We start from the raw sequence: 16762 nt of genomic DNA, 5'->3' as shown, positions 1-16762 counted from the left end.
TTAGCACCATGAACGCAGTCCAGGAACCGCTGCACGAGCATCCCTTCGGGACGAACGTGGTGGCGATGGTGACCCCCTTCCGTCCCGACGGAAGTCTCGATCTGGACAAGGCCGCCGTCCTGGCCGACCACCTCGTGTCGAAGGGTTGCGACGGGCTTGTCGTGTCCGGCACCACCGGCGAATCGCCGACCACCACCGTGCGCGAGAAGCTCGACCTGCTGCGCGTCGTGCTGGACGCCGTGGGCGACCGCGCCCGGATCACCCAGGGTGCCGGTAGCTACGACACCGCCGAGAGCGTGCGGTTCGCCATCGAATCGGAGAAGATCGGCGCCCACGGTCTGCTCGTGGTGACCCCGTACTACTCCAAGCCGCCCCAGGCCGGCCTCCTCGCGCACTTCCGGACCGTCGCCGACGCCACCGCACTTCCCGTGCTGCTCTACGACATCCCGCCGCGCTCGGTCGTGCCCATCGCCAACGAGACGATGCTGGCGCTGGCCGAACACCCGAACATCCGCGGCGTCAAGGACGCCAAGGGCGACCTGCACTCGGCCGCCGGCCTCATCGCCACCACCAAGCTCGAATACCTGTCGGGCGAGGACGCACTCAACCTGCCGTGGCTGTCGATCGGTGCCACCGGTTTCGTCAGCGTGATCGGGCACCTAGTTCCGGATCGCCTGCGCGAGATGCAGATCGCGGTGGAGAAGGGGGATCTCGCCACGGCGCGGACCCTCAACACGTCGATGCTTCCGCTCGTCAACGCCATGGGACGCCTCGGAGGTGTCACGATGGTGAAGGCGGCGCTGCGCATTCTCGGACTCGAGGTGGGCGATCCGCGCCTGCCCCAGGTGCCCGCCTCCGGGCCTCAGATCGAGGAGCTGATCGTGGATCTACGTGCGGCAGGTGTTCTCGCCTGATGTCTGACAACACCGGCACTGACACCAACGGTCCCGAAGCACGGACCACGCGCCCCCGACGCCGTGCCGCCTCCCGTAAGGCCGGACCGCCGAGTACGCCGCCGGTGGAAGCGGTCCCGGTCGACACGGTTCCGGCCACCACCGCGCCCGACGCGGGCCCGGCTCGCCAGGCCCCCGCGAAGACCGAGACCGCACCCAGGCATTCCGCCAAGCAGAAGTCCGGTTCGTCGTCCGGTGGCCGGCGCGGCCGGCACGAACGCGGCGGCGACTCTCGCGGTCGCCGCAACGAGCAGGCGACCCCGGCGCCGGTCGATCGCCTCGGCACCCCGCGCCGCCTGCCCAAGGGTGGACTGCGGATCGTCGCGCTCGGCGGTATCGGCGAGATCGGCCGCAACATGACCGTCTTCGAGTACGACGGACGTCTGCTGATCGTCGACTGCGGTGTGCTGTTCCCCGAGGACCAGCAGCCCGGCGTCGACCTGATCCTGCCGGACTTCCGCTACATCGAAGACCGCATGGACGACGTCGACGCGGTGATCCTCACCCACGGCCACGAGGACCACATCGGCGCGATCCCGTTCCTGCTGCGGCTGCGCAGCGACATCCCCGTCGTCGGTTCGAAATTCACGCTCGCCCTCGTCGAGGCCAAGTGCCGGGAACACCGCCTGCGGCCCAAGCTCGTCGAGGTCGCCGAGGGGGAGCGGACCGACCACGGCCCGTTCGAGTGCGAGTACTTCGCCGTCAACCACTCGATCCCAGACGCCCTCGCGGTCGCGATCCGCACCCCCGCGGGTCTCGCGCTGCACACCGGAGACATCAAGCTCGACCAGCTGCCCCTCGACGGTCGGCTCACCGACCTCGCCGGCTTCAGCCGCCTCGGCGACGAGGGTGTGGACCTGTTCCTCGTCGACTCGACCAACGCCGAGGTCCCCGGCTTCGTCACCCCCGAACGCGAGATCGGCGGCGTGCTCGACCAGGTCATCGGCAAGGCCAGGCAGCGTGTCATCGTCGCGTCCTTCGCCAGCCACGTGCACCGCATCCAGCAGATCATCGACGTCGCGCACACCCACAATCGGCGCGTCTGCTTCGTCGGCCGGTCGATGGTGCGCAACATGCAGATCGCGCAGGACCTGAACTACCTGTCGGTGCCGGACGGTGTCGTCGTCGACCTCGACACCGCCGCGACGCTTCCCGACCACCGCATCGTGCTGATCTCCACCGGTTCGCAGGGCGAGCCGTTGTCGGCGCTGTCGCGGATGGCGCGCGGCGAGCACCGCCAGATCAACATCCGCGCCGACGACCTCGTCGTGCTGGCGTCGTCGCTGATCCCGGGCAACGAGAACTCGGTCTTCGCCGTGGTCAACGGTCTGGCCAAGCGCGGTGCCACCGTGATCACGCAGCAGAGCGCGAAGGTGCACGTGTCCGGCCACGCCTCGGCCGGCGAGTTGCTCTACCTGTACAACGCGGTGCGCCCGTCGAACGTGATGCCGGTGCACGGCGAATGGCGTCATCTGCGCGCGAACGCCGCACTCGCGGTCGCGACCGGCGTGCCGGAGGACCGCGTCGTGCTGGCCGAGGACGGTGTGGTGGTCGACCTCGTCGACGGCCGCGCCGACATCGTCGGCCGCGTCCCGGTCGGACACGTCTACGTCGACGGACTGTCCGTCGGCGACGTCGGCGAGTCGACCCTGTCCGAGCGTCTCGTGCTCGGCGAGGGCGGCTTCATCGCGATCACCGTCGCCATCGATGCCACGACGGGTCGCGCGGTCAGCTCGCCGGAGGTCTCCGGCAGAGGCTTCTCCGACGACCCGGACGCGCTCAAGTCGGCCGCCGACCTGGTCAACCAGGTCCTCGACTCGCTCGCTGCCGAGGGCGTCAACGACGCGCATCGCATCGCGCAGGGAATCCGGCGCGCCGTGGGCCGCTGGGTCTCCGACGTCTACCGTCGCCGGCCGATGATCGTGCCGACGGTGCTCGCCGTGGGCGCCGACTAGTTCTCGCTACTGTGGGCTGGGTGACCGGTGCACAGGAGGAACGAGCGGCTCTCGTCGAGACCATGAAGAAGGTGGGCCCGGACGCGCCCACCCTCTGTGAAGGTTGGACCACCCGCGATCTGTTGGCTCATCTCGTCGTCCGCGAACGACGCCCCGACACCGGGCCGGGCATCCTGATCCCGGCCTTCGCCGGCTACACCGAGAAGGTGAGGACCAAGGCCGCCCGGCGGGACTTCGACGAACTTCTCGACGAACTCGCATCCGGGCCGCCGGTCTACTCGCCGTTCAAACTCGTCGACCGGTTCGCCAATCTCGCCGAGATGTTCGTCCACCACGAGGACGTGCTGCGTGGGGGAGCGGACCCGGCGGGGCGCTGGACGCCGCGGATGCTGTCGCCCGAACTCGAGGCCGAGCTGCGCGGTCCGGCCACGTCGATGGCGAAGATGACCCTCAAGAAGATCCCCGCGCGCGTCACCCTGCGCACGACCGCCGGCGAGGACCTCGTCACCGTCGGCTCCGGGAAAGAAGTCGTGGTCACGGGATCGATCGGCGAACTCGTCCTGTTCGCGTTCGGACGCGCCCCCGTCGCAGTCACCTTCGACGGCGATCCGAGCGCGATCGCCGCGGTTCGTGACAGTTCTCACGGCCTGTAGGGCGTGTCGGCGATGCAGGCGGGTAACAACTTCGACACGTCGCCGTTATCAGTGTTGCCCGTGTGACTGAAGTGAACAGAGCCGACTAGTCTGTCGGTATGGCTTCGAAGGCAAGCACGGGTACGCGCACGTCCGCGTCGAAGGCATCCGGCACACGGTCGGGTGGCACGAGCACCGGACGGTCGACCGGGTCGGCGGCACGTTCCGGCGCGAGCCGGTCAGGCAAGAGCACTGCGAACAGCCGCGGGGCGAGCAAGTCGTCGACCCGTGCCGGTTCCGCACGGTCCGGTGCGGGCAAGTCCGGGGCCTCGCGCACGTCGAGCCGATCCACGAGCACCGGGTCCCGCAGCCGGCAGTCCGCCACCGCGACACCGCGTCGCCGGAACACCTCCGCGTCGGCCGAGTCGGTCGATCTGCACCGCCGTTCGGTGGCCGCCGCCGGCGCCTCCGCGGTGGGGAAGGGGATCGGCGCAGGCTGGTCGCTGTTCGCCCGCGGTGTCGGCAGCGCGGCTCGCGTGGGTTCCGGCGTCGGCCGGGGGCCGCGCACCGAGTCGCGACCGTTCGACGACGATGATCTCGAACTGGATGCCGTCGACGCCGACTACGACGACGAGGTCGACGCCGATGGTGCGCCCGGTCCGCGTGGACCGGCTCCGCGCGGGCAGGGACACAGTCATCGCCGCGACGGTGTTGCTCTGGGACTGCTCGCGCTGGGTCTGTTGTTCGCGGCCAGTGTCTGGTTCGGGGCCGCCGGACCCGTCGGCGCATTCATCGAGGCGCTGATCCGCGCGATCGTCGGCTCGGCGGCGGTCGTGGTGCCGGTGGCGCTCGTCGTGGTCGCGATCATGCTGATGCGACGCCCCGCGGCACCCGAACGACGTGGCCGCTATCTCGGCGGCGGGTCCCTCGTCGTGCTGCCGCTGCTGGGCATCATGCATCTCATCGCCGGTGCACCGCTGGATCTGCCGGGCCGATCGTCGGCGGCGGGTTTCGTCGGTTTCGCCATCGGCACGCCGCTCACCACGGGCGTCACCGCCTGGGTGTCCGTCCCGATCCTGTTGCTGTGCATGGCCTTCGGCGTCCTGATCCTCAGTGGACGCACGGTGCGTGAGGTCGTCGACGCCGCCGCCGGATATCTCGGACTGGGTGTGCCCGGTGCCGACGACGCGCCGTGGGAGAGCGACCTCGACTGGGACGAGGACGCGGAGAACTACGAGGATCCCGACTTCGGCGATCCCGCGGCGGACGACGCCGACGATGACGCCTTCGGCTCCCGCGCGACACGTCGCTCGTACTCGTCGAACCCGTACGACAACTACCCGCCCGACGAGACCCCGTCGCGGCCGGTGAGCCGATCGCGCCGCAAGCCGGCCAAGGTCGCCGAGGAGCCGATCGAGGAAGCGGTCACCGAGAACTTCGCCGACGCCTACACCGAGCCGTTCGGCGACAACGCCGCCGACGAGCAGATGACCGAGGTCATCGAGCCACCGGCCCGCCCGGCCACTGCACGTCGTACGACGCCGGCCGCGCGTCCGGCGCCCAAGCCGGCACCCGCAGCGGAGCCGGAACCAGAGCTCGACGACGAGGCGTTCGCACCCTCGGAACCGGCAGCCGAGGGTGACTACATCCTGCCGCCCCCGCACCTGCTGCTCGAGGGCGATCCGCCGAAGGCCGGCACCAGCGCCAACGACGAGATGATCGACCGGATGACCGGCGTGCTCGAACAGTTCAAGATCGACGCGGCCGTCACCGGCTACACCCGCGGACCGACGGTCACCCGCTACGAGGTCGAGCTCGGACCGGGCGTGAAGGTCGAGAAGATCACCGCGCTCCAGCGCAACATCGCCTACGCCGCGGCGACCGACAACGTCCGCCTGCTCGCGCCGATCCCGGGCAAGTCCGCGGTCGGTATCGAGGTGCCCAACGCCGACCGCGAGATGGTCCGCCTGGCCGACGTCCTCAGCGCGCCGTCGACCCGCAAGGACAAGCATCCGCTCGTCATCGGTCTCGGCAAGGACATCGAGGGTGACTTCGTCAGCGCGAACCTGGCGAAGATGCCGCACCTGCTCGTCGCCGGTTCGACCGGCTCGGGTAAGTCGAGCTTCGTCAACTCGATGCTGGTGTCGCTGCTCAGCCGCGCCACTCCCGAGCAGGTCCGGATGATCCTCATCGACCCGAAGATGGTGGAGCTCACCCCGTACGAGGGCATCCCACACCTGATCACCCCCATCATCACGCAGCCCAAGAAGGCTGCCGCCGCCCTCGCGTGGCTGGTGGAGGAGATGGAACAGCGCTACCAGGACATGAAGGCCTCGCGGGTTCGCCACATCGACGACTTCAACACGAAGGTGCGTTCCGGCGAGATCACCACCCCGCTCGGCAGCGAGCGGGTGTACAAGCCGTACCCGTACATCCTCGCGATCGTCGACGAGCTGGCCGACCTGATGATGACCGCACCGCGCGACGTCGAAGAGGCGATCGTGCGCATCACCCAGAAGGCGCGCGCGGCCGGCATCCACCTGGTCCTCGCGACCCAGCGTCCGTCGGTCGACGTGGTCACCGGTCTGATCAAGACCAACGTGCCGTCTCGCCTCGCCTTCGCCACGTCGTCGCTGACCGACTCGCGAGTCATCCTCGACCAGCCCGGCGCCGAGAAACTCATCGGCATGGGCGACGGACTGTTCCTGCCGATGGGCGCCAACAAGCCCATCCGCATGCAGGGCGCCTACATCTCCGACGAGGAGATCGCGGCCGTCGTCGACTTCGCCAAGGAGCAGGCCGAGCCCGAGTACACCGAGGGCGTCACCGCGGCGAAGGCCGGCGAGAAGAAGGACATCGACAGCGACATCGGCAACGACCTCGACGACCTGCTGCAGGCGATCGAACTCGTCGTCTCCAGCCAGTTCGGTTCGACGTCGATGCTGCAGCGCAAGCTACGCGTCGGCTTCGCCAAGGCCGGCCGCCTGATGGATCTCATGGAAACCCGCGGCGTCGTCGGACCGAGTGAGGGCTCCAAGGCGCGCGAGGTGCTCGTGAAGCCCGACGACCTCGCCGGGGTCATCGCCTCCATCACCGGCGGCGGGGACGACGAGTCGGCCGAGAGCTGAGGAAGTGGCTGAACAGGGATTTCCGTGGCCGCCTACCGGCATCCGGTAGGCTGGCCGCCAGATCCATGAGGGGAGTATCCCCGACGCGGCGTCTCCGTCAGTACGGTGCCGATCCGCGGTGATGCCGATCATCACCGCCTCGGTGACCCGGAGCGTCGGCCCCCGAATCCCGGGTGGGAGAGACCTCTGGCTCGTCAGCTGATGCTGCCTGCTGGAGGACTACTGTGGACGTTTCTTTATCCCTATGGCTGATCACCGTTGCGGTGATCCTCGGATTGTTCGTGTTCGACTTCTTCTCACACGTGCGCGTGCCCCATGCACCGTCACTCAAGGAGTCGGGCACCTGGTCGGCGGTTTACATCTCGCTCGCCATTGCCTTCGGTGTCTTCGTCTGGTGGAAGTGGGGCGGAACGTTCGGTGGCGAGTACTTCGCCGGGTACGTCACCGAGAAGGCGCTCTCGGTGGACAACCTGTTCGTCTTCGTCATCATCATGGCGAAGTTCGCGGTGCCGCCGGAGTACCAACAGAAGGTGCTGCTGCTCGGCATCGTGATGGCGCTCGGCATGCGCGCCGTCTTCATCGCCGTCGGTGCGGCCGCCATCAACGCCTACAGCTGGGTGTTCTACCTGTTCGGGGCCTTCCTGATCTTCACCGCGGTCAAGCTGCTCCGCGAGAGCGACGACCCCGTCGAACACGAGGAGCAGCGGGAGACCAGGCTCGAACGCTTCGTCAAGCGGTTCCTGCGCACGCATGACTCCTACGACCGCGACAAGCTCTTCACCCGCGTCAACGGCAAGCGGCTCGCGACGCCGATGCTGATGGTGCTCATTGTCATCGGCTTCACCGACTTGCTGTTCGCACTCGACTCGATCCCGGCGATCTACGGCCTGACCTCCGAGCCGTACCTGGTGTTCACCGCCAACGCCTTCGCGCTCATGGGCCTGCGCCAGCTGTACTTCCTGCTCGGCGGACTGCTCGACCGGCTGGTGTACCTCTCGATCGGCCTGTCGATCATCCTGGCGTTCATCGGCACCAAGCTGGTCCTGCACGCCCTGCACGAGAACACGCTGCCCTTCGTCAACGGCGGCGAGCACGTGAGCGTCCCGGAGATCTCGACGCCGCTGTCGCTGTCGGTGATCCTGGGTGTCCTCGTCGTCACCACCGTCGCGAGTCTGGTGAAGAGCAGGTCAGGGGCTGACAAGGATCAGGCGCAGACCTGACGCGACCCGTCAGAACGGTCCGAAGACCTGGTTCCACTCGTCGATCCGCACGGCGTCGACGGCCTCGTGAGCCTGGAACGGGTCGTTGGCGAGGAAGGCCTCGGCGGCCTCGAGGTCGGCCGCGCTGATGATGATCAGCGCGCCCGACCCGTCCGGGTACGGCCCGGCGAGGAGCACGTTGCCCGCCTTGTTCTCCTCGCCGAGCCACTCCCGATGCAGCGGACGGTGCTGGTCGCGGAGTGCGGCCTTGGCCGGACGGTAGGTGTACTGGACGGCGAAAAAGGGCATCTGCTCACTCCTCGGAGATGGTGGCCAGCATCCTGGTGTTCCCCAGGGTGTTGGGTTTGACGTAACTCAGGTCCAGGAACTCGGCGACACCGGTGTCGTAGGAGCGGCACATCTCCTCGAACACCTCACGCGTGACCGGGGTGCCCTGGATCTCGCTGAACCCGTGCTTGGCGAAGAAGCTCGTCTCGAAGGTCAGCACGAAGACGCGGGACAGTTCGAGTTCGCGGGCGATCTCCATCAACCGGCCGACGATCTTGTGACCGATCCCGCGACCGGAGAACGTGGGGTCGACCGCGACCGTGCGGACCTCACCGAGATCGGCCCACAGCACGTGAAGGGCCCCGCAGCCCACGACCTCCCCGTCGAGTTCGCCGACCCAGAACTCCTGCACCGACTCGTACAGGGTGACGAGGTTCTTCTCCAGGAGGATCTTGCCCGCGTACTCGTCGATCAGTTCCTTGATGCGCGGCACGTCCGAGGCACGCGCGCGTCGCACCACGACATCGCCAGTAGTCGATTCGGGCGCAACGGGATCCGCCGTGGATTCGGGTTCGGCGGGCTCCGGGGAGACGGGGGACATGGGACATCACCTTAGTCCTGTGCGGACATGCGCATCGGCCCGGTTTACCTTCTGCGCGGCGTGGGCCGATACCCTGTTGAGCGTGCGTATGAGAATTCCCGTGTATCGCGGAACCCGTCCGCGCCCGGGGGTGTGCTCATGACCGATCGCATTCGGCGGGCCGTCGACGAAAAAGGTATCGCGAATGTGGGCCGCGGGCCGGATCACATCACCGATCCGGTCGACCCGGTCCCGGTGGTCAACATCGCGAACGCACTGACTGTCTTCCGGATCCTCCTGGTCCCGGTGTTCCTGGCGGCCCTGTTCATGGAGTCCGGTGAATCCACGCTGTGGCGCACGGTGGCCACGGTCGTCTTTGCGGTCGCGGCCCTCACCGATCGGTACGACGGGCGCATCGCCCGGCAGCGCGGCCTGATCACCGACTTCGGCAAGATGGCCGACCCGATCGCCGACAAGGCCCTCATCGGCGGTGCGCTCGTCGGGCTCTCGATCCTCGGCATCCTGCCCTGGTGGGTCACCGCGGTCATCATCGCGCGCGAACTGTGGGTCACGGCGCTGCGCTTCTGGGTGCTGCGCCACAAGGTGATCCCCGCCAGCCGCGGCGGGAAACTCAAAACCCTGCTGCAGGCGGTCGCGATCGGTCTGTACCTCGCGCCGCTCGGCGGGGGATGGCAGATCGCCGCCGGGATCCTGATGGGTCTCGCGGTGGTCGTGACCATCTACACCGGGCTCGACTACACCTGGCAGGCGATCAAGGTCCGCTCCGGCGGGTCCGGCACCGGCACCCCCGATCCGGGGTCGGCGCCGCAGGCGCGACGGGCCGTCGGAGGAACCGGCGCGGGCCGCTGAGTTCGACTACTGTCGGGGGAACCGCGGCCGGGGAACGATCCGGCCGCGTGAGGCGTTGGCTGAGGAGTGAACAGGGAGAGGAGACTCGATGGCGATGCTCTTACGTGAGGCGCTCGGCGACAGCCTTCGTCGGGTCCGCACGCAGCAGGGTCGGACCCTTCGTGAGGTGTCCACCGGTGCACGCGTGAGTCTCGGTTACCTCTCCGAGGTCGAGCGCGGTCAGAAGGAGGCCTCGAGCGAACTGCTCGCGGCCATCTGCGACGCACTCGACGTGGAGATCGCCGACCTCCTCCTCGACGTCGGGCACGCGATGCGTCCCGCCGAGACGGTGGCCCCCGAGGTCGCCGAGGCCGGTCTCACCGCGACCAAGGTGGTCATCCCCGCGCCTGCCGGACGCCGCGACGCGACCGCGCTGGCCGCGGCCTGAACGCGCAGCCACTAGATTGGTCTGCACAGTCCTCAAACCCTTGAATGGAGTGACGTAGAGCATGGCGAACCCGTTCGTGAAGTTGTGGCGCTACCTGACGGCACTCGGTAACGCGAAGATCGACGAACACGCCGACCCGAAGGTCCAGATCCAGCAGGCGATCGAAGATGCTCAGCGTCAGCATCAGGCGTTGTCGCAGCAGGCCGCCTCGGTCATCGGCAACCAGCGACAGCTCGAGATGAAGCTGAACCGGCAGCTCGAGGACATCGAACGCCTGCAGGCCAACACCCGTCAGGCGCTGACGCTCGCCGATCAGGCCGCGGCCGCCGGGGACACCCACAAGGCCACCGAGTACACGAACGCCGCCGAGGCGTTCGCAGCCCAGCTGGTGACCGCGGAGCAGAGCGTCGAGGACCTCAAGTCGCTGCACGATCAGTCGCTTCAGGCTGCCGGCCAGGCCAAGAAGGCCGTCGAGCGCAATGCGATGATCCTCCAGCAGAAGCTCGCCGAGCGCTCCAAGCTGCTCAGCCAGCTCGAGCAGGCGAAGATGCAGGAGCAGGTCAGCGCGTCGCTCAACCAGATGAGCGAGCTGTCGGTGCCCGGCAACACCCCGAGCCTCGACCAGGTGCGCGACAAGATCGAGCGCCGCTACGCCAATGCCCTCGGCTCGGCCGAACTGGCGAAGAACTCGGTCCAGGGCCGGATGCAGGAGGTCGAGCAGGCCGGCATCCAGATGGCCGGTCACTCCCGCCTCGAGCAGATCCGCGCCAGCATGCGCGGCGACGCCCTGCCGTCCGCCGGAGCGACCGCACCGCCGCTGCAGAAGGGTCAGCCGGCGACGCAGGCCACCCCGCCGACCACCGAGCCGCCCGCGCAGAACTGATCCGCGGCACGTGCATGTCGCACTTGTCGCGGGTTCTGATGCAGGACATGCCTTTCCGGCCTTCGCCCTCGCCGAGCGTTTTGTCTCGGCGGGGCACCGGGCGACGGTCTACACCGGACTGAACTGGTCGGATGCCGCGCGTCGTCGCGGCATCGACATCGCCGAACTCCCGGGTCTCGCGGCCACGGATGTCGACGACGACGCCGACGCCGGGGACAAACTCGGCGCCCGTGCGGCGCGGATGGCGCAGCTGCTGGCACCCGTGCTGTCCGAGTCCGGCGCCGAACTCGTCGTCTCCGATGTCATCACCGTCTGCGGGGGATGGGCGGCGCAGCTGAACGGCCTGCCGTGGATCGAGCTCTCGCCACATCCGCTGTACCTGCCGTCCCGCGGACTACCGCCGATCGGTTCGGGTCTCGCCCCGGGAACCGGGTTTCGTGGTCGCGTCCGGGACGCGCTGATGCGTGCCGCGACCGCGACCTCCATCCGCAAGGGCGAACGGCAGCGTGCCGCTGCGCGGGTGTCGATCGGTCTGCCCGCCGCCGACGACGGCCCGAGTGCGCGGTTCGTGGCGACCCTGCCCGGCCTCGAGGTGGCACGGCCCGACTGGCCCGCCGACACCCATCTGATCGGCCCACTCCTGTGGGAACCCACCGACGACCTCTTCGACCGCCCCGCCGGTGACGAGCCGCTGGTGGTACTCGCGCCGTCCACGGCCGAGACCGGCGCCGCCGACATGGTCGGTGTGGTGCTCGAGGCGCTGTCCGAGCCGGTTCTCGGACGGCGTGTCCGGGTGGTGGTCTCCGGGCTGCACCGGCCGACGGCCGAGGACCTGGCCCGCTTCGGCGGCGGCGTACCCGCCCCGATCACCGCGGGACTGGGACGGCAGGACGAGGTGCTGGCCCATGCCCGGGTACTCATCTGCGGCTCCGGGCACGGCATCCTCGCCAAGGCGATGACCGCCGGGGTGCCGGTGGTCGCGGTACCCGGCGGCGGCGATCAGTGGGAGCTGGCGAACCGTCTCCAGCGCGCGGGTGCCGGCCGGTGGGTCCGCCCGCTCACCGTCGACGCCGTCGCCGACGCCGTCCGCGCGGTCCTCGACGACACCGGACACGCCCGCTGCGCCGAGCGGATCGGGGAGAGCGGCACCGACACCGTCGACCCGGTGGTGGTGGCCGAACGTAGGGTGGGGCTGTGCGCCTGACCGAGTTCAACGAACTGATGAGCACCGAATTCGGTGTGACACGGGCGGATTCGATCCTCGTCGACCACGTGCTCACCGAGTTCGCCGGCCGCACCGGTGCGCAGGCGATCGACGACGGGATCGACCCCCGCGATGTCTGGGTGGCGATCTGCCGCGACTTCGACGTGCCGCGACAGCGGTGGTGACACGCCCCGCGTGTCGCACTTGCCATCGAACACCTGTTCGTTCATTCTGGTGATCAGACGGAACCGAACGGGCCGCCGCCGCGTCTGAAGTATCGGGACCGAGGAGAAGAATGGGTCGCCGGGAGCGCCGCCAAGACTTGTCGGACCCACGCGATACCTTTCAGACATGAACGCCCGGACCGCACCGACCACCCGCCGGAAATCCGGCTCACAACCGAGGAGAACTCCGATGGCATCTGCGCCTCAAGACCGTGAGAAGGCCCTCGATCTGGCCCTCGCCCAGATCGACAAGAACTTCGGCAAGGGTTCGGTCATGCGTCTCGGTGAGGAGACTCGTCAGCCGATCGAGGTCATCCCGACCGGCTCGATCGCACTCGACGTCGCCCTCGGTATCGGTGGTCTGCCCCGCGGCCGCGTCGTCGAGATCTACGGTCCGGAATCCTCGGGTAAGACCACGGTGGCGCTGCACGCCGTCGCGAATGCCCAGGCCCAGGGCGGCATCGCCGCCTTCATCGACGCCGAGCACGCTCTCGACCCCGACTACGCCGCCAAGCTCGGTGTCGACACCGACGCGCTGCTGGTGTCCCAGCCCGACACCGGTGAGCAGGCTCTCGAGATCGCCGACATGCTGATCCGTTCGGGCGCTCTGGACATCCTGGTCATCGACTCGGTGGCCGCACTGGTGCCCAAGGCCGAGATCGAGGGCGAGATGGGCGACAGCCACGTCGGCCTGCAGGCCCGCCTGATGAGCCAGGCGCTGCGCAAGATGACCGGTGCGCTCAGCCAGTCCAAGACCACCGCGATCTTCATCAACCAGCTGCGTGAGAAGATCGGCGTCATGTTCGGTACGCCCGAGACCACCACGGGCGGTAAGGCTCTCAAGTTCTACTCGTCGGTGCGCCTCGACGTCCGGCGCATCGAGACCCTCAAGGACGGGACCGATGCCGTCGGTAACCGCACCCGCGTGAAGGTCGTCAAGAACAAGGTCGCGCCGCCGTTCAAGCAGGCCGAGTTCGACATCCTCTACGGTCACGGCATCAGCAAGGAGGGCTCGCTGATCGACATGGGTGTCGCCGAGGGCTTCATCCGCAAGTCCGGCTCGTGGTTCACCTACGAGGGCGATCAGCTCGGCCAGGGCAAGGAGAACGCCCGCAAGTTCCTGCTCGAGAACCTCGACATCCGCGACGAAATCGAGAAGAAGATCAAGGAGAAGCTCGGCGTCGGCGCCACCGTCGACGCCGACGACGTCGCCCCGGCGCCAGTCGAATTCTGATCGGTCCCGCCTGATCCGATATGAACGAGGCATCAAGCCCCGAACGGACGGACCCCGAGCGGACGCAGAAAAAGGGACCCAGTGCATGGGACTCCGCACTGCGGCTGCTCGGGGTCCGTGCGCGTTCACGGCACGAGATGCGGGAGAGGTTGACCCGCAAGGGATTCGACGCCGACACCGTCGACGAGGTGATGGCACGGCTCGACAAGCACCAGCTGCTCGACGACACCGATTTCGCCGCGGAGTGGGTGCGTTCCCGACACCTGAACTCGGGTAAGGGACGTGTGGCGCTCCGTCACGAACTGCGCACCAAGGGGATCTCGGAGTCGATCATCGCCGAGACCCTGGCCGACATCGATCCCGATGACGAACGCGGGGTCGCGGCGGGACTCGTCGAGCGAAAACTGACGCCGTCGGTCGTCGAACGCGTCGTCGCCGATCGTGCCGAGCGCGAGAAGACGCTGCGCCGGCTGGTCGCATTCCTTGTGCGGCGCGGTTATTCGCAGTCGCTGGCCTTCGACGTGGTGGGGGAGGCGCTCGGCGCGTTGGACGACGCCTGACGCCTCCCCGTCACGGGATCACTCGGATCAGAGCAGGTTCTCCGACGCGGCCTGCTCGGTCTTCTCCGGGTCCGCGGGCTCGGTCGCCCGACGCCCCTGACGCAGCCGTCGTTCGACGTAGGTCGCCAGGTTCGACAGCCCGAAGTTGATGAGGATCATGATGATCGCCACCACGATCAGCGCCGGGATGTAGTTGCCGTAGCGCGAGGCCGACAGCAGACCGCTGCGTACGACCTCCGAGTAGCCGATGATGTAGCCCAGCGCGCTGTCCTTCAGGGCCACCACCATCTGCGAGATCAGTGCCGGCATCATCGCGGTGATCGCCTGGGGGAGCAGCACGATCCTCATCATCTGGCTCTTCCGCAGACCCAGCGCCATCGACGCCTCGGTCTGGCCCTTCGGCAGCGAGTTGATGCCCGAGCGCAGGATCTCGGCCATCACCGACCCGTTGTAGAGCGTGAGGCCGGTGACCACGGCGGCGAACGCCAGCATCGACGACGGGAAGATGCCGTAGATGGCGAACAAGAACCAGGTGAACACCATCAGGATCAGCACCGGGATCGCGCGGAACACCTCGACGAATACGCCTGAGACGGCACGCACCCAGAGATGATCCGACAGCCGGCCGATGCCGAGGACGGCACCGAGGATCAGCGACAGCACGATCGAGACGGCGGCCGCCGCGAGCGTGCGCCACAGGCCGGGCAGGATGTAGCCGGTCCAGGTGGACCAGGTGACGAACGGGCTCCACTTCTCGCCGGTGAACTGCTCGTTGGCAGCGAGCACGGTGATCACGTAGATCGCGATCGCCGCGAGGATCGCGATGAACAGGATCGCTGTCAGGCGGTTCCGGGTTCGTGCGCGTGGGCCGGGGGCGTCGTACAGGACAGTCGATTCGGCGCTCATCGTTTCACCGCCAGTCGCTTGGCGAGGTAGCCGAAGACGGCTCCCTCGGTGAGGGTGATGATCATGAAGCCCACGGCGATGACGCCGAAGATCACGAACAGCTGGTCGGAGAAGGTTTCGATCTCGGTCTTCATCAGGGCCGCGGCCTCGGCGACGCCGATGACCGAGGCGACCGTGGTGTTCTTCGTCAGCGCGATCAGCACGCTGCCCATCGGGCCGATGACGGCTCGAATGGCCTGCGGCAGCACGATGATCCCGAACACCTGGGCGAAGGGCATGCCCAGCGACCGCGCTGCCTCCGCCTGCCCGAGGGGCACAGTGTTGAAGCCGGAGCGCAGCGTCTCACAGACGAACGTCGACGTGTAGAGGACGAACGCGAGTACCGCGAGCCAGAAATTGTTGGACTTGATCGTCGGCGCGAAGGTCAGCCCCAGGTTCTGGTACAGGCCGATGGCGCAGAACAGCACGACGAGCGTCAACGGGGTGTTGCGGACGACGTTCACGTAGACCCCGGCGAAGGCGCGCATCACCGGGACGGGGGACACCCGCATCGCGGCGAGGATCGTGCCCCAGACCAGCGAGCCGATCGCCGAATAGAAGGTCAACTGGATGGTCACCCAGAAGGCGGGCCACAGCTGGGGGCCCATGCTCTCCCACAGAGAGGCGTCATTCATCGATTACTCCTCTCACTCGAGTCCGGGCGGGCACGGCGTGGACGGTGAATCGAGGAACTCGAGGTCACCGGGGTCCGGCAGGTAGGGGAACTTCGAACCGGGACGGTCCGCGCGGGCGATGATCTCGTCCACGTACTCGTTGCCGAGTGCTTCGCGGAGGTCGGCGTTCCAGGGCGACTCGACGCCCTCGGCCGGGGTCAGCATGGTGTCGAGGGCCTTGTTGATCGCCTCGACCGCGGCGGTGTCGCCGAGTGCGACACCCACGCCGTAGCGTTCGGTCGAGAACGGGCTGCCCGCCGTCTTCAGCGCGTCCTTGACGCACGCGTCCTTGAGGTACGTCATCTCGACGAGCTTGAACTCGTCCTTCCAGAAGTTGGAGTAGCCGGCGAGGATCGCCTCGTCGGTCGTCAGCGCGTCGACCTTGCCGCGGCGGAGCGCCTCGACGCAGGCCGAGTAGGAGTCGTACTCCTGCAGCTGCACGGTCGGCAGCTGCGCCTTCACGTTCTGCGCCGACGTCGAGCCGGTGACCGAACAGAGCTTCTTTCCGTTGTCGAGGTCGGCCAGCTCGGAGATCGAGTTGTCGTCGTCACGCACCATCAGGCCCTGGTAGGTCTGCAGGTAGGGGCCGCCGAACGACACCTTCTTGGAACGGCTGGCGTTGATCGAGTAGGTGGCGGCGATCAGGTCGACCTCGCCGTTGTCGATCATCGCCTCGCGGCGGGCCGACGGCGTCTCGCGCCAGGTGATCTCCGGGTGATCGACGCCGAGGTCGTCCGCGATGGAGTTGACCACATAGGTGGCGACCGACGCGTCGAAGCCGGTGACGTTGCCGTCCGGCTCGTACAGGCCGAGGCCGGGCTGGTCGAACTTGACGCCCAGGACGACCGCTCCGTCACGGATCGAGCTGAGCAGGTTGCGGGGTTCGGTGCTGCCACATCCCGACAGCAGTCCGGCGAGCAGTGCCCCGACCGCGACGACCAGTCCGGCGCCACGCCATCGGGACACCTGCGGGCGTGTTCGGTGTGTTTCCTGACTCATCCGCATC

At 67.9% G+C, this 16762-nt stretch carries 17 protein-coding genes; 12 read left to right on the top strand and 5 right to left on the bottom strand.

Annotated elements, in window-relative coordinates; genetic code table 11:
• The first annotated feature begins 8 nt into the window (after positions 1 to 8).
• The 5 genes from dapA (at position 9) to GKZ92_RS13220 (ending at position 7888) form a co-directional block, all read left to right on the top strand.
• The gene (dapA, locus tag GKZ92_RS13240; protein WP_155225346.1) at positions 9 to 914 is read left to right on the top strand and encodes a 4-hydroxy-tetrahydrodipicolinate synthase; all 906 of its coding nucleotides are present in this window, start codon (positions 9 to 11) and stop codon (positions 912 to 914) included.
• Positions 914 to 2908: a ribonuclease J gene (locus tag GKZ92_RS13235; protein WP_006359541.1), complete on the top strand. Its 1995-nt coding sequence runs from the start codon at positions 914 to 916 to the stop codon at positions 2906 to 2908. The genes dapA and GKZ92_RS13235 overlap by 1 nt, the downstream gene beginning before the upstream one ends.
• A 20-nt stretch (positions 2909 to 2928) precedes the next feature.
• On the top strand, positions 2929 to 3561 hold the full coding sequence (locus GKZ92_RS13230) for a TIGR03085 family metal-binding protein (RefSeq protein ID WP_035754172.1): 633 nt from the start codon (positions 2929 to 2931) through the stop codon (positions 3559 to 3561).
• A gap of 98 nt (positions 3562 to 3659) precedes the next feature.
• On the top strand, positions 3660 to 6668 hold the full coding sequence (locus GKZ92_RS13225) for a DNA translocase FtsK (RefSeq protein ID WP_196222005.1): 3009 nt from the start codon (positions 3660 to 3662) through the stop codon (positions 6666 to 6668).
• Positions 6669 to 6892: 224 nt separating this feature from the next.
• A complete protein-coding gene (locus GKZ92_RS13220) occupies positions 6893 to 7888 on the top strand; it encodes a TerC family protein (RefSeq protein WP_006359537.1) in 996 nt (331 codons plus the stop codon).
• Positions 7889 to 7897: 9 nt separating this feature from the next.
• Here the strand turns inward: GKZ92_RS13220 and GKZ92_RS13215 are convergent, their stop codons facing one another.
• Positions 7898 to 8176, bottom strand: a complete 279-nt coding sequence (locus GKZ92_RS13215) for a YciI family protein (RefSeq protein ID WP_006359536.1) — start codon at positions 8174 to 8176, stop codon at positions 7898 to 7900.
• 4 nt (positions 8177 to 8180) lie between these two features.
• Positions 8181 to 8756, bottom strand: a complete 576-nt coding sequence (locus GKZ92_RS13210) for an amino-acid N-acetyltransferase (protein ID WP_006359535.1) — start codon at positions 8754 to 8756, stop codon at positions 8181 to 8183.
• A gap of 138 nt (positions 8757 to 8894) precedes the next feature.
• Here GKZ92_RS13210 and pgsA point away from each other — a divergent pair, with 138 nt between their 5' ends.
• From pgsA to GKZ92_RS13175, 7 genes are all read left to right on the top strand, one after another.
• Complete coding sequence (gene pgsA, locus GKZ92_RS13205) at positions 8895 to 9605, top strand: CDP-diacylglycerol--glycerol-3-phosphate 3-phosphatidyltransferase (RefSeq protein ID WP_006359534.1); 711 nt, start codon at positions 8895 to 8897, stop codon at positions 9603 to 9605.
• A gap of 88 nt (positions 9606 to 9693) precedes the next feature.
• Positions 9694 to 10032, top strand: a complete 339-nt coding sequence (locus GKZ92_RS13200; RefSeq protein WP_005197401.1) for a helix-turn-helix domain-containing protein — start codon at positions 9694 to 9696, stop codon at positions 10030 to 10032.
• 61 nt (positions 10033 to 10093) lie between these two features.
• The gene (pspA, locus tag GKZ92_RS13195; RefSeq protein WP_006359533.1) at positions 10094 to 10915 is read left to right on the top strand and encodes a phage shock protein PspA; all 822 of its coding nucleotides are present in this window, start codon (positions 10094 to 10096) and stop codon (positions 10913 to 10915) included.
• 10 nt (positions 10916 to 10925) lie between these two features.
• Positions 10926 to 12119 (top strand): glycosyltransferase, encoded by a 1194-nt coding sequence (locus GKZ92_RS13190; RefSeq protein ID WP_006359532.1) that lies wholly within the window; start codon positions 10926 to 10928, stop codon positions 12117 to 12119.
• Complete coding sequence (locus tag GKZ92_RS13185) at positions 12110 to 12304, top strand: DUF3046 domain-containing protein (protein ID WP_006359531.1); 195 nt, start codon at positions 12110 to 12112, stop codon at positions 12302 to 12304. The genes GKZ92_RS13190 and GKZ92_RS13185 overlap by 10 nt, the downstream gene beginning before the upstream one ends.
• 229 nt (positions 12305 to 12533) lie before the next feature.
• Positions 12534 to 13577, top strand: coding sequence for a recombinase RecA (recA, locus tag GKZ92_RS13180; RefSeq protein WP_006359530.1), 1044 nt, complete (start codon positions 12534 to 12536; stop codon positions 13575 to 13577).
• Between the two features lie 20 nt (positions 13578 to 13597).
• Positions 13598 to 14137 carry a regulatory protein RecX gene (locus tag GKZ92_RS13175; protein ID WP_006359529.1) on the top strand — a complete coding sequence of 180 codons (540 nt, stop codon included), beginning with the start codon at positions 13598 to 13600 and terminating at the stop codon, positions 14135 to 14137.
• A 27-nt stretch (positions 14138 to 14164) separates the two neighbouring features.
• On the opposite strand, the gene GKZ92_RS13170 is transcribed toward GKZ92_RS13175, so the two are convergent.
• The 3 genes from GKZ92_RS13170 to GKZ92_RS13160 are packed head-to-tail and all read right to left on the bottom strand — an operon-like array spanning position 14165 to position 16761.
• Positions 14165 to 15043, bottom strand: a complete 879-nt coding sequence (locus GKZ92_RS13170) for an amino acid ABC transporter permease (RefSeq protein ID WP_042375772.1) — start codon at positions 15041 to 15043, stop codon at positions 14165 to 14167.
• A complete protein-coding gene (locus GKZ92_RS13165; RefSeq protein WP_042375773.1) occupies positions 15040 to 15717 on the bottom strand; it encodes an amino acid ABC transporter permease in 678 nt (225 codons plus the stop codon). The genes GKZ92_RS13170 and GKZ92_RS13165 overlap by 4 nt, the downstream gene beginning before the upstream one ends.
• A gap of 12 nt (positions 15718 to 15729) precedes the next feature.
• Positions 15730 to 16761, bottom strand: a complete 1032-nt coding sequence (locus tag GKZ92_RS13160; RefSeq protein ID WP_081790104.1) for a glutamate ABC transporter substrate-binding protein — start codon at positions 16759 to 16761, stop codon at positions 15730 to 15732.
• Position 16762: the final 1 nt, after the last annotated feature.

Source organism: Gordonia sp. 135 (assembly GCF_009720185.1).
GTDB classification, from domain to species: domain Bacteria; phylum Actinomycetota; class Actinomycetes; order Mycobacteriales; family Mycobacteriaceae; genus Gordonia; species Gordonia alkanivorans.
This window is presented reverse-complemented; position numbering and strand designations above follow the sequence as displayed.